Raw genomic sequence first — 12990 nt, 5'->3', positions numbered from 1 at the left:
AATTTAAGAGGCACAAAAGTAGTGAATTAAAAAGAGGGGAAGATGCGATTTAGCATATCTTAACAGAAAAGCTGTTTTTTTGACTTATTAAATCCGGAAAAAGCATTAACGCTCTTATCTTATTTTCAGGCAACGAACTGAATAGGCATAGCTGCGATGTGTTCCAGACCTTATAATTGTTGGGCCGTCATTGTAAAGCCTTCTAAACCATATTAAATTTGATCCCTTTTCAAAAGTTGCAGTCCACCAGAAGGCATCTACCCCTAAATGGTCTGATCTCATACTATGGATATGGCCGCTGGCCAATGCTGAAAAACCATAAGTATCAGGATAATTATCAGCCGATAACCAACTGTGATTGGCTTTAAGTAAGGTGCCCTGGTTATAGCCCCGGTATCCAATGCTGTTCGCTGCGTATGAGGACATACCAATTGTCATTTCCAGTTCCATCCATTCTTCATCAGTGGGTAGTTTCCAGCCAATGGGGCAGGCATTTTGTGCCGCCGGCCAGTTGTATAGTACACCATGTGTTTTATACATTTCGTTTTGTTTTGCTTCATCAAGCTGAGACCCATGATAATTGTAAACATGATAGTATGCTTCGTCACTCGAAGGGGTAATGCTGTCGGGCATAACTTCAGGAAGCCAGGCGAGGTTTTCCGACATCCATTCCTGTTCACCAATGAGGATTGTTTTGTAGGTTTTCCCATCGCGCTTATCGGTAAATTCACCGGTTACGAGTCTCGGGGTTGTGAATTCGAGGATTTCACCATGATTTGAACCTTTTAGGTTAGATGCAAAGGCGAGAAAATAATATTTTGTATTTTTTTCTAACCCTTTTACAGTGAATCGAATCGTGTCGTTTACCATCTTTGCGACTGCAAAGTCTTCGTGTTTTTGAGGTAAGGTTTGTTCAGAGCTCCATCTAAATCCTGTAATGGGAGAGGCGTTGCCATCAGAAATTAGTACCCCGTTAAGTACCGCCTGATTATGTGTAATTGATGTGGCTGGAAGTGTTTTTATTTGAGCTAAGGTAACGGGAACTGTCGGAGTGGAGAATGATTGAACCTCGCTGTAGCCTGTTCCGACACTGTTGGAAGCATAAGCGACAACATAATAGCTGGTGTTGGGTGTGAGTTGCTCCAGAAGCGTGCTGAAGGTAGTTGAATCACTATCAATGCTGATGCAGTTTTCAAAGCTTTCGGGAGAGATTTCAGAAGTTGAAAAGCAAAAACCACGTTCTGTAATGGAATCGTTGCCGTTGGTCGTAATTTCAGCCTGAACAATGACCTTGTAAGGTGTTAGCCCGCTTGTATCTCGCAGGGCCAGTTCGGGGATGGATTTAGGAAGCGGCTGGGTGGTGAATTGAAGCACCTGGCTGTAGCCTGTTCCGATGTTGTTGACAGCGTAAGCGACAAGATAGTAGCTGGTGTTGGGTGTGAGGTTCTCCAGAAGTGTGCTGAAGGTGGTTGAATCACTATCAATGCTGATGCAGCTTTCAAAGCTTTCGGGATTGATTTCAGAAGTTGACCAGCAAAAGCCATGTTCTGTAATGGAATCGTTGCCGTTGGTCGTAATTTCAGCCTGAACAATGACCTTGTAAGGTGTTAGCCCGCTTGTATCGGGTAGGGCAAGCACGGGGATTGATTTTGGAAGCGGCTGGGTGGTGAATTGAAGCACCTGGCTGTAGCCTGTTCCGATGCTGTTGACAGCGTAAGCGACAAGATAGTAGCTGGTGTTGGGTGTGAGGTTCTCCAGAAGTGTGCTGAAGGTGGTTGAATCGCTATCAATGCTGATGCAGTTTTCAAAGCTTTCGGGATTGATTTCAGAAGTTGAAAAGCAAAAACCACATTCTGTAATGGAATCGTTGCCGTTGGTCGTAATTTCAGCCTGAACAATGACCTTGTAAGGTGTTAGCCCGCTTGTATCGGGTAGGGCAAGCACGGGGATTGATTTTGGAAGCGGCTGGGTGGTGAATTGAAGCACCTGGCTGTAGCCTGTTCCGATGCTGTTGGTGGCATAAGCGACAAAATAATAGCTGGTGTTGGGTGTGAGGTTCTCCAAAAGTGTGCTGAAGGTGGTTGAATCGCTATCAATGCTGATGCAGTTTTCAAAGCTTTCGGGAGAGATTTCAGAAGTTGACCAGCAAAAGCCGCGTTCTGTAATGGCATCGTTGTTGTCTGTTTGTATTGTTCCTGATAATCTCGCTTGTTGAGAGTTTAAGTCAGTTATATCACCCGCCTCTATAATAGGAATTTCTTTTTTAGGTATGATTTGTATTTGAACGGCATCTTCCATTGTATTACCATGATCGTCGCTTGCTTTTGCTATTATGGTATAGTCACCTTGAAGCATATTTTTAGTTGACCATTTGAATTGATAGGGTGCTTTTGTAAGTGTTTTGATTTGTAGCTTGTTGGTTCGTATTTCAACTTCGCTTACTTCGCCATCGCTATCACTGGCGTCGACGCTAATCAGAAGCGTATCGCCCTGTTCAATTACGGTGTTGTCAGCTGGTTCCTGAATCGTACAGTTTGGTGGTTCATCGGTACATGCAATCAAATGGAAAAGCATTACGAAAACAACAACCAGAAGATTGGGTTGTGTATTTTTCATTTTGGTTTTTTAGAATGGTTTTGTACAGCGAAGGTAGAAAAAGTTATTAAACAATATAATTATTTGGATTAAATGTTGGTATTCATATACTTCAGGAAGGAAGATGAAGTAATGGTAAAAGAAAACCGCCTTCAGTACTAATGAAGGCGGTTTTTTATTGTAGATTGATTGTTGTTTAGTCTGCCAACTTGGCTTTCAGGTATTCGCGGTTGAGGCGGGCAATGTGGGCAATGCTGATCGATTTTGGGCATTCGAGCTCACAGGCACCGGTATTGGTACAACCTCCAAAACCCAGCTCATCCATTTTGGCTACCATGCTTTTGGCACGACGTTTGGCTTCGACCTTGCCCTGGGGCAATTTGGCCAGTTGTGATACCTTGGCAGCCACAAATAACATGGCCGATGAGTTTTTACAGGTTGCAACACAGGCACCACAGCCAATACAGGCTGCTGCATCCATGGCTTCTTCGGCGTCATCCTGACCAATAGGAATGGCATTTCCGTCGGGAATGCCACCGGTGTTCACCGATACAAAGCCGCCAGCCTGCTGAATTTTTTCAAAAGCAGTACGGTCAACAATGAGGTCTTTAATTACCGGGAAGGCTCCTGCGCGCCAAGGTTCGATGGTGATGGTATCTCCTTCGTTGAACGAACGCATGTGCAACTGACAGGTGGTGATTTCACGGTCGGGGCCATGGGCTCTGCCGTTGATGAATAAACTGCACATTCCACAAATACCTTCCCTGCAGTCGTGGTCGAAAGCAATGGGATCCTTGTCTTCGAGGATCAGTTTTTCATTCAAAATATCAAGCATTTCAAGAAATGAGCTGCCTTGTGAGATATTTTCAATTTCATAAGTTTCGAAGCGGCCTTTTTCTTTGGCGCTGTTTTGCCTCCAAACCTTGAGGTATATTTTATTTAATATCTTGTCTGCCATTTTTTTTTGATTTAAGATTTTAGACCAAAGACAACTGATAAGGCTTTGTCTTTTATCTAACTACCTTTATTTATAGCTTCGTTGCGTTAACTGAACGTTTTCAAAAATCAGATCTTCCTTGTTAAGTACCGGATCCTGGTCTTCGCCCTTATACTCCCAGCAGGAAACATAGGTAAAGTTTTCGTCGTCGCGCTTGGCTTCGCCTTCTTCTGTGGCCGATTCTTCGCGGAAGTGTCCTCCACACGATTCGTTACGGTCGAGTGCATCCTGCGCCATCAGTATACCCATTTCGAGTGCATCGGCTACGCGGCCTGCTTTTTCAAGCTCAGGATTCAGGTTGTTCATTTCACCGGGGATTTTAACATCCTTCCAGAATTCCTCCTTCAGCTTTTTAATTCCTTCGATGGCTTTTTTAAGTCCTTCGGCATTGCGGCTCATACCAACATAGTCCCACATGTAATGACCCAATTGTTTGTGGAAGTGATCGACGGTTTTGCTGCCATTGATGTTGAAAAGTTTTTCGAGACGTCCGGTGACTTCTTTTTCGCTTTCCTCAAATTCGGGTGCATTGGTGTCGATTTTAGGGGTCATAATTTCATTGGCCAGGTAATCGCCAATGGTATAAGGCAGTACAAAGTAACCGTCGGCCAGCCCCTGCATCAGTGCTGAAGCACCCAGGCGGTTGGCTCCGTGATCGCTGAAGTTGGCTTCTCCAATCGCATACAAACCGGGAATATTGGTCATCAGATTATAATCGACCCAAAGCCCGCCCATTGAGTAGTGAATGGCAGGATAAATCTGCATTGGTTCGTTGTACGGATCGGTGGCCGTAATTTTCTCGTACATCTGGAAAAGGTTGCCATAGCGGGCCTTAATTACGTCCTTACCCAGGCGCTCGATGGAGTATTTGAAGTCGAGATAAACTGCTTTTCCGGTATTGTTTACGCCAAATCCTGCATCGCAACGCTCTTTGGCAGCGCGTGATGCCACGTCGCGTGGAACCAGGTTTCCGTAGCTTGGATAACGCCGCTCAAGGTAGAAATCGCGGTCCTCATCGGGGATGTCGTTGGGACCAATTTCACCTTTCTGAAGTTTTACAGCGTCTTCTTTTTTCTTTGGAACCCACACACGACCATCGTTACGCAGCGATTCCGACATCAGGGTCAGTTTCGACTGCTGGTCGCCATGCACCGGAATACAGGTAGGATGGATTTGTACAAAGCAGGGGTTACCAAACCAGGCTCCTTTTTTGTAGCACTGCCATGCAGCCGATCCGTTACATCCCATGGCGTTGGTCGACAGGAAGAATACGTTTCCATAGCCACCTGTAGCCACCACTACCGCATGAGCGCCAAAGCGTTTTACTTTTCCGCTTACCAGGTCGCGGGCAATGATTCCCCGTGCTTTTCCGTCCTGAACCACTACGTCGAGCATTTCATGACGGGTATACATTTTAACACCCCCCTTGGCAATCTGGCGGTTCAGTGCACTGTAGGCACCCAACAGTAATTGCTGGCCGGTTTGTCCGCGGGCATAAAAAGTACGGCTTACCAGTACCCCTCCAAATGAGCGGTTGGCCAGGGTACCACCGTACTCGCGCGCAAAAGGCACACCTTGTGCTACGCACTGGTCGATGATATTGGGTGAAACTTCGGCCAGACGGTACACGTTGGCTTCGCGGGCACGGTAGTCACCTCCTTTAATGGTATCGTAAAACAGGCGATAAACCGAGTCATTATCATTCTGATAGTTTTTTGCTGCATTTATTCCGCCCTGAGCAGCAATGGAGTGTGCTCGACGCGGGCTGTCCTGATAGCAAAATGCATGTACATTGTATCCCATTTCCGAAAGTGATGCCGCAGCTGAAGCACCGGCCAGACCGGTTCCCACTACAATCACATCAAGCTTTCTCTTGTTTGCAGGGCTTACTACTTTAATTGCAGACTTGTGATTCGACCACTTTTCTGCTAAAGGCCCTTCCGGTATCTTGTTTTCAATTTTACTCATAATACGCTTTTCTCCGATTAAAATTTAATCATGAAATAGATTGGAATCACACTAAAACCGATGGCAAAGATCCATCCGATGATGTTGGCCAGCACATAAAGTCGCTTTCTCCAGATGTCGTTACTAAGGCCAATGGTCTGAAAAGCTGACCAAAATCCGTGGGTAATGTGCAGCCCGAGCAAAATACCACCTGCAATGTAAATCAGGTTGTAAAGAGTACTTTCCATAAACAGGGTCGACACCAGGGCATAGGTGTTGTGAACTCCTTCTTCGAGGCCTGTGCTCATTTCAAGCAAGGGACTTCCGCTTACTTTAATCTTCCACCAGAAGTCGTAAATGTGCAAGCCCAGGAAGACCAGAATCAGTGCGCCCAAAATCAGCATGTTGCGCGAGGCCCAGGTGCTGTTGGCCCTTTGTGAGCTCTTGTTGTACCCGATTGGTCTTGCTTTCATGTTCTGGACCGAAATCATCAACGACCAAATAATGTGAATAATAAATCCCAGCGCCAATACAGGTTCCATCACTTTAATCAACGCGTTTGTCGCCATAAAATGGGCCGCAACATTAAACAACTCACCACTGTCGTCGAAAATCAGCAGAAGATTAATCGAAAGGTGAATCACAATGAATGAAACCAGAAATAATCCGGTTATACTCATCAGGAATTTACGGCCGATAGAAGCGCTCAAAAAACTTCCTTTGCTCATAAGTTTTTAATTTATTGTTATTTAAGCTATTGAATATTTTTTTCTTTTGTCCCACAAATGTAAAGCTAAAGGCTTTGTGACGCAATTTTTTGCAATTAAATACGGCTTATTTAAAATAAATCTTCGCTTTGATGCTGCCAAATTCCAAAATCGCGCTGTAAATCCTACAATATTAGTAATTATTCGGTTTTTTGGATATGTTAAGGGAATGTAAGTTCATATTTATCCACAGAAAAATTTTTAAAAATTATACTTTTGAGCTAATTCAAAAAAGGGATCGATACCCACAACTATAAACAATAACATTTGAATCAATGACACTCATTAAATCAATTTCAGGAATCAGGGGCACAATTGGTGGTGCACCGGGCGAAGGCTTGTCGCCGGTCGACCTGGTGAAGTTCAGTTCGGCCTATGCACAGTTTATCAGCGCGAAGTCGAAGAAAAGTCGCCCCCTCATTGTGGTAGGACGCGATGCCCGAATCTCGGGCGAAATGGTGGCATCTCTGGTGATTTCCACCTTAACGGCCATGGGCTGCGACGTGGTGAATATCGGCCTGGCGTCGACACCCACCACCGAAATTGCAGTACCTGAAGAACTAGCCGATGGGGGCATTATTTTAACTGCCAGTCATAACCCACGCCAGTGGAATGCCCTGAAGCTGCTCAACGAAAAAGGCGAATTCCTCAACGCTGCCGAGGGCGAGCTGATTCTCAAATATGCCGAAACCGGTAAATTTAATTATGCCGGAGTCGACGATTTAGGAAAAGTGGTACTGAAAGATTATTCGCAGATACACCTTCAGCAGGTACTTGATCTCGAGCTGGTGAATGTTGAACAGATTAAAGCAGCCGGCTTCAAAATAGCCGTCGATGCGGTGAATTCGGTGGGCGGCATTGTAGTTCCACAATTGCTCAAAGCACTGGGAGTGGCCGAAGTTCTTGAAATCAACTGTAGCCCGACGGGCGATTTTGCACACACCCCCGAGCCCATCGCACCCAACCTGGTTGAGGTGGCCGAAAAGGTACGCAGCGAAACAGTTGACCTTTGCTTTGTGGTCGATCCCGATGTTGACCGGCTTGTAATTCTCAACGAAGATGGTTCGATGTTCAACGAAGAATATACGCTGGTGGCAGTGGCCGATTATGTGCTTTCAAAAACACCCGGAAATACTGTTTCCAATTTGTCATCGACCAGGGCCTTGCGCGATGTAAGCGAAAAATACGGGCAAAAATATGAGGCTGCAGCAGTGGGTGAAGTCAATGTTGTGGAGAAAATGAAAGCCACCAATGCCATCATTGGAGGCGAAGGAAATGGCGGCGTTATTTATCCTGCCTCACACTATGGACGCGATTCGCTGGTAGGCATTGCGTTGTTTTTAAGCTTACTGGCCGAAAAGAAATTGAAGTGTTCCGAACTTCGGGCCACCTATCCCGACTATTTCATGTCGAAAAATAAAATTGAACTTACTCCCGAAATCGATGTTGATAGCATTTTGGAAAAAATGAAACACAAATATGCAAGCGAAAAGGTAAACGACATCGATGGTGTAAAAATCGATTTTGCCACAAGCTGGGTGCATTTACGAAAGTCGAATACCGAGCCCATCATCCGCATTTATTCGGAAGCAAAGTCGGGTAAGGAGGCGGATGCTTTGGCGCAAAAAATTATTGAAGATATTAAGGCGATGATTTAACAGTCATTGCCAGCGCAACGAAGCAATCCTCCGAAAATACTAAGGAGCTGTAAACTTAAAAAAGCAGGAAGTCAGATGCGCTAATAGATCGGATAACTGAAAATGAAAGTTATTGATAGAATCCGAAAAGACCATTGTCAAAATTTGTGTCATTATTATTTTGGAAAAATCAGTACATTTGTACCGTAATGGTACACGCTAAAATTAGAAGATATGTTAGTAATTAGCAGCAGGGAATTTAGGCAAAATCAAAAGATATACTTTGAAAAAGCTGACAAAGGGGAGCAAATAATTGTTCAACGAGGGAAGGACAGAGCTTATGCCTTAACTCCTATAAATGAGAACGATATTTATTTTGATTCAAAAATGATTGAAAAAATTAAGCAAAGTATTAAAGAGGTTGAACAAGGAAAAGTGAATAGAATTACAACGCCCGAAGGTATACGTGATTTATTGGGGCTATGAGTTATATTTTGGAATTTTCTGAAATTGCTTTAAGCGATATAGAAAAGCATAAAAAATCAGGTAACAAAACTGTTTTAAGGAAAATTGAAAAACTACTTAATGAGTTGATGGAACATCCAAAAACAGGAACAGGGCAACCAGAATTGCTAAAACATGACCTTGCAGGATTGTATTCACGGAGAATTAATAGGAAGCATCGAATGGTTTACTCAATACACAATGAGATAATTACCGTACACGTGTTGAGTGCCTGGTCTCATTATAGCGAAAAGTAGCGAGTCACACTTTTACTTAAACCCAATGATTTATTTATATCCATTCAATTGAATGCGACTCAGATTAAAAAGAAAATGAATATTCAGGAAATTAATCACTTTTGTAACGGTACACTCATCAGCCATCTGGGCATTGAGTTTTTGGAGTTTACCGAAACTACCGTAGTGGCCTCCATGCCGGTTAATGCTAATACGATGCAACCACTGGGATTTATGCACGGAGGCGCCTCGCTTGCACTTGCCGAAACGGTTGGCTCAGCCGGATCGTTGTTTAGCATCGACACCCAAAAGTACATCGCATTCGGGATGAGCATTAGCGGAAATCACATTGCTTCGATTCGCGAAGGATTAGTGATTGCTACCGCTACAATTGTACACCGCGGAAAAACTTCGCACGTTTGGGATGTTGAAATAAGAGACCAGGATGGTAAACTTATTTCGGTGGCGCGTGTTACCAATGCAATAGTAAAGAAGTAAATACAGGGAACGGGAGCATGAATTTTATTGAAGCACTTCAGTATTGCATTGATAACAATCTGGTTTTTGCTGCATACAGACTACCGCATAACGATGCAGTAAGACTGATTGTGCAAAAAGATGCCCATGTTTCTGAAACTACCGTCACCGGAGCACTCTTTACCCGGAAAGGCTTTTTAGTTGCGCCTTTCATTGAAAATGAGGAAAACCGCAACTTTTTTATTCGTCCCGATCTGAATTACATCAGCACCGATTATACCCACTTTGACGAACTGCAGAAGTTGCCGCCACTTGGGTTGATCGAAACCCGCTTTGATAATGGGGCTGTGGGTAAACATACTTTCATGAATCAGGTGCAGGCCATTAAAGATGAAATTGAAAAAGGCACCTTCGAAAAGGCGGTGATATCGCGCATTAAAGTGGTAGAGCGAAACTACAGATGCAAACTGGCCAGTTTGTTTCAGATGCTCATCTCGTCGTACAGCAATGCCTTTGTTTACACTTTCAATGTAAACGGGCATTTGTGGATGGGAGCAACACCCGAACCGCTGCTCTGTTCTCATAAAAACGATCTCGAAACCGTGTCGCTGGCCGGAACCCGTGAATTCAATGCCGAAAACCTGAACCTCCACAATTGGAGCACCAAGGAAAAAGTGGAACAGGAACTGGTTACCCGTTACATCGAAAAGGCCTTGAAACAGTTCGACATTAACAACTACATCAAGTCGGGACCTTATACCAAAAAAGCAGGCAACCTGGTGCATTTGCGTACCGATTTTACAATGAATTATCACGATGTAAACGGTCAGTTGGGACAGCTGTTGAAAGAACTGCATCCTACATCGGCAGTGTGTGGCTTACCCAAAAAAGAGGCCATGAATTTTATTCTTGAAATCGAAAAACACAACCGAAGATACTATTCTGGTTTTCTGGGCCCTGTCAACCTCGACGAGCGGGTTCTGTTATTTGTTAATCTGAGGTGCATGCAGGTTTTGAAAGAATCGCTGGTGTTACACGTTGGCGCAGGAATAACCTGGGACTCGGTTCCCGAAGACGAATGGAATGAAACCGAAATAAAAGCCGATACCTTATTGTCGGTTATTCATAAAGTTTAGCTAGCTTTTAAACGGAAGGTCAACGACTAATTCCTGTAAATTTCAATCGATAATATTTATCTTGCCGCTAAAATGATCCATCACTTACAACATATTGCCGATCTGGTAAAAATTTTTGAGCTGAAGGGCATTCACCATGTGGTGATTTCGCCCGGATCGCGCAACGCACCACTCATCGGCCTGTTTTATAATAAGGCGAATTTCCAGTTGCACAGTATTGTTGATGAGCGCTCAGCTGCCTTTTACGGTCTGGGCATTGCATTGGCTACCGGGCAGGCAGTTGCTTTATTGTGTACTTCGGGAACAGCAGTGCTTAACTATGCTCCGGCACTGGCTGAAGCCTATTATCAGCGGATTCCACTGATTGCCATTACGGCCGACCGGCCCGAAAATCTCATCGATCAGCAGGACAATCAAACCATCAGGCAGGCAGGAGTATATCATAACTACATAAAGGATTCCATTCATTTGCACCTGCCGGTTCACGATGTTTATGAACTTCAAAACCAGCATTATGGAATTAATAAAATAATTAATGCCGCACTAAGCGGAATCAGGGGACCTGTGCACATCAATGTACCAATCGCAGAGCCACTTTATGTCGAAAGCCCGGTTGCCAGTCAAAATATCGCCACTTCTGCTCCTGTCGAAATTAATGAAGAAAAAGTTGATGAACTGATAGCAGCCTGGAAGCGCTCGGAAAAACCAATGATACTATGCGGTGAAGGCAGCCCGGGACCGTTGTTGAATTCCATTTTGCAAGCGCTGTCAGAAAAGGCTGTAGTATTGGCTGAACCGATCGCAAATACAAAGGGAAAGTATATTATCCATGAAGTAGATCGCCTGATGCTTCAGGCAGAAAAGATTGAAGATGCCGATTTTTCCCCTGATCTCCTTATTAGCTTTGGCGGACCGGTGGTTTCGAAACGGCTGAAAATTTGGCTGCAAAAACAAAAAGCGCTGGTACATTACCGCATGGCAGAAGAAATTGACCACATTGATACCTATCAGAACTTAAAGGGGCAGTCGATTGGCCATCCCGAAAAGGTATTTTCAGCAATTGTTAATACTGAAAGTAATGTTAACCAGCATTATCTGAGCAAATGGAGGGCGCTGCATGTACAAAATACTGAAGTACACAATCAGGTGCTTAAAGAGCTTCCCTATTCCGATCTGAAAGTTTTTCATGCCATCAGCCAGCAATTGCCAGCCGGTGCAATACTGCACCTGGGAAACAGCAGTCCGGTGCGCTACGCACAAATGTTCGATTTATCGGGGAGCAGTCAGGTGTTCTCCAACCGCGGAGTCTCGGGTATCGACGGCTGTTTATCGACAGCAGCTGGTTTTGCTTCGCAAACATCAACCCTTAATCTTGCAATTTTAGGTGATCTGAGCTTTGTATACGATTCCAATGCATTATGGAACAGGAAACTGCCAGGTAATCTGAAAATTGTTGTGATTAACAATGACGGAGGCGGAATTTTCCGTTTGCTTCCCGGACCTTCAAGAATGGATGCCTTTGAGGAATTCATGGAAACCAAACATCCGGTTGATTTGGAAAAACTGGTCGGTGCTTTTGGTGTTGAATACTTTGTTTGTAGGAATGAAAGCGAACTTGACACGAAACTGAAGTTCTTTTTTCAATCAAAAACAGGTCCTTCGTTGTTAGAGATTAAGACGCCGGGACTTGAGAATGCTGAAGTTTACAAGCGTTATATCGAAATGATAAAGTAAATTATGAAGGACGAATTAAGAGATGTCCTTTTACAAATAGTTAACGTTGAGATCTTTGGGCCTTCCTCATTATTATTTGGGCTTTTATAAGTACAAGAATGGCTGGGAAGGTGCAAAGAATCAGAAAGTAATTACACTATGGCGAAAAGAAACTGGGAAACCATCAAAGAATACGAAGACATCTTCTTTGATTATTACGATGGAATTGGAAAGATCACCATCAACCGTGAGCAGGTACGAAATGCATTTCGGCCTACCACTGTAAATAACATCAGCGATGCACTTCACATTTGCAGAGAAGACAACAACATCAATGTAGTTGTAATAACAGGTGCAGGCGACAAGGCCTTTTGTTCGGGTGGCGACCAAAATGTGAAAGGAACAGGCGGTTACATCGATGAAAATGGGATTCCACGCCTGAATATTCTTGAAGTACAAAAACAGATTCGCAGCATGCCCAAACCGGTAATTGCCATGGTAAATGGTTACGCAATTGGAGGTGGCCATGTATTGCATGTGGTGTGCGACATCAGCATAGCCAGCGAAAATGCTATTTTTGGTCAAACAGGTCCCAAGGTGGGAAGTTTCGATGCCGGCCTGGGTTCATCGTACCTGGCTAGTGTTGTAGGGCAAAAAAAGGCCCGCGAAATCTGGTTCATGTGTCGCCAATATTCGGCTGCCGAGGCACTCGAAATGGGACTGGTCAATAAGGTGGTCCCGTTGGAAAATCTCGAAGACGAGGTGGTTGCCTGGGCACAAAAAATGCAGGAACACAGTCCGCTGGCACTGCGCATGCTCAAGCTGGGCATGAATGCCGACCTCGACGGCCAGATAGGGATACAGGAATTTGCAGGAAACGCTACCTTGTTGTATTACCTGACAGAAGAAGCACAGGAGGGCAAACATGCCTTCCTCGAAAAAAGAAAGCCTGATTTTAAGAAGTATCCAAAGTTTCCTTGA

The 12990-nt window shown here is 44.3% G+C and carries 11 protein-coding genes; 7 read left to right on the top strand and 4 right to left on the bottom strand.

The genetic code is table 11. The annotated features are described in order from the left end of the window. Positions 1 to 114 precede the first annotated feature (114 nt). The 4 genes from FHS86_RS00800 to FHS86_RS00785 form a co-directional block, all read right to left on the bottom strand. On the bottom strand, positions 115 to 2616 hold the full coding sequence (locus FHS86_RS00800) for an FISUMP domain-containing protein (RefSeq protein WP_429410111.1): 2502 nt from the start codon (positions 2614 to 2616) through the stop codon (positions 115 to 117). A gap of 175 nt (positions 2617 to 2791) precedes the next feature. Then, positions 2792 to 3553: a succinate dehydrogenase/fumarate reductase iron-sulfur subunit gene (locus FHS86_RS00795; RefSeq protein WP_429410109.1), complete on the bottom strand. Its 762-nt coding sequence runs from the start codon at positions 3551 to 3553 to the stop codon at positions 2792 to 2794. A 66-nt stretch (positions 3554 to 3619) separates the two neighbouring features. Next, on the bottom strand, positions 3620 to 5560 hold the full coding sequence (locus tag FHS86_RS00790; protein ID WP_429410107.1) for a fumarate reductase/succinate dehydrogenase flavoprotein subunit: 1941 nt from the start codon (positions 5558 to 5560) through the stop codon (positions 3620 to 3622). Between the two features lie 17 nt (positions 5561 to 5577). Further along, positions 5578 to 6267, bottom strand: a complete 690-nt coding sequence (locus FHS86_RS00785; protein ID WP_429410105.1) for a succinate dehydrogenase cytochrome b subunit — start codon at positions 6265 to 6267, stop codon at positions 5578 to 5580. Between the two features lie 314 nt (positions 6268 to 6581). On the opposite strand from FHS86_RS00785, the gene glmM reads away from it, so the two are divergent. From glmM to menB, 7 genes are all read left to right on the top strand, one after another. Then, positions 6582 to 7964, top strand: a complete 1383-nt coding sequence (glmM, locus tag FHS86_RS00780; protein WP_429410103.1) for a phosphoglucosamine mutase — start codon at positions 6582 to 6584, stop codon at positions 7962 to 7964. A 213-nt stretch (positions 7965 to 8177) separates the two neighbouring features. After that, entirely contained in the window at positions 8178 to 8429 is a 252-nt protein-coding gene (locus tag FHS86_RS00775) for a prevent-host-death protein (RefSeq protein ID WP_429410101.1), read from the top strand. Then, positions 8426 to 8704 carry a Txe/YoeB family addiction module toxin gene (locus FHS86_RS00770; RefSeq protein ID WP_429410099.1) on the top strand — a complete coding sequence of 93 codons (279 nt, stop codon included), beginning with the start codon at positions 8426 to 8428 and terminating at the stop codon, positions 8702 to 8704. Before FHS86_RS00775 ends, FHS86_RS00770 begins: the two co-directional genes overlap by 4 nt. 75 nt (positions 8705 to 8779) lie before the next feature. Next, positions 8780 to 9181 (top strand): PaaI family thioesterase, encoded by a 402-nt coding sequence (locus FHS86_RS00765; protein WP_429410097.1) that lies wholly within the window; start codon positions 8780 to 8782, stop codon positions 9179 to 9181. A gap of 17 nt (positions 9182 to 9198) precedes the next feature. Further along, a complete protein-coding gene (locus tag FHS86_RS00760; protein WP_429410095.1) occupies positions 9199 to 10296 on the top strand; it encodes a chorismate-binding protein in 1098 nt (365 codons plus the stop codon). 72 nt (positions 10297 to 10368) lie between these two features. After that, positions 10369 to 12030, top strand: coding sequence for a 2-succinyl-5-enolpyruvyl-6-hydroxy-3-cyclohexene-1-carboxylic-acid synthase (menD, locus tag FHS86_RS00755; protein WP_429410093.1), 1662 nt, complete (start codon positions 10369 to 10371; stop codon positions 12028 to 12030). 138 nt (positions 12031 to 12168) lie between these two features. Next, the gene (gene menB / locus FHS86_RS00750; protein ID WP_429410091.1) at positions 12169 to 12990 is read left to right on the top strand and encodes a 1,4-dihydroxy-2-naphthoyl-CoA synthase; all 822 of its coding nucleotides are present in this window, start codon (positions 12169 to 12171) and stop codon (positions 12988 to 12990) included.

The sequence above is a fragment of the Roseimarinus sediminis genome (assembly GCF_050433125.1).
Lineage (GTDB): Bacteria > Bacteroidota > Bacteroidia > Bacteroidales > Prolixibacteraceae > Roseimarinus > Roseimarinus sediminis.
Note: the sequence above shows the minus strand (reverse complement) of the source record. Positions and strands in the feature narration are given on the sequence as shown.

What these genes read in the sequence shown, in the direction of transcription:
- FHS86_RS00800 (WP_429410111.1), bottom strand. Translation starts at nt 2,616, where the DNA reads ATGAAAAATACACAACCCAATCTTCTGGTTGTTGTTTTCGTAATGCTT.
- FHS86_RS00795 (WP_429410109.1), bottom strand. Translation starts at nt 3,553, where the DNA reads ATGGCAGACAAGATATTAAATAAAATATACCTCAAGGTTTGGAGGCAA.
- FHS86_RS00790 (WP_429410107.1), bottom strand. Translation starts at nt 5,560, where the DNA reads ATGAGTAAAATTGAAAACAAGATACCGGAAGGGCCTTTAGCAGAAAAG.
- FHS86_RS00785 (WP_429410105.1), bottom strand. Translation starts at nt 6,267, where the DNA reads ATGAGCAAAGGAAGTTTTTTGAGCGCTTCTATCGGCCGTAAATTCCTG.
- glmM (WP_429410103.1), top strand. Translation starts at nt 6,582, where the DNA reads ATGACACTCATTAAATCAATTTCAGGAATCAGGGGCACAATTGGTGGT.
- FHS86_RS00775 (WP_429410101.1), top strand. Translation starts at nt 8,178, where the DNA reads ATGTTAGTAATTAGCAGCAGGGAATTTAGGCAAAATCAAAAGATATAC.
- FHS86_RS00770 (WP_429410099.1), top strand. Translation starts at nt 8,426, where the DNA reads ATGAGTTATATTTTGGAATTTTCTGAAATTGCTTTAAGCGATATAGAA.
- FHS86_RS00765 (WP_429410097.1), top strand. Translation starts at nt 8,780, where the DNA reads ATGAATATTCAGGAAATTAATCACTTTTGTAACGGTACACTCATCAGC.
- FHS86_RS00760 (WP_429410095.1), top strand. Translation starts at nt 9,199, where the DNA reads ATGAATTTTATTGAAGCACTTCAGTATTGCATTGATAACAATCTGGTT.
- menD (WP_429410093.1), top strand. Translation starts at nt 10,369, where the DNA reads ATGATCCATCACTTACAACATATTGCCGATCTGGTAAAAATTTTTGAG.
- menB (WP_429410091.1), top strand. Translation starts at nt 12,169, where the DNA reads ATGGCGAAAAGAAACTGGGAAACCATCAAAGAATACGAAGACATCTTC.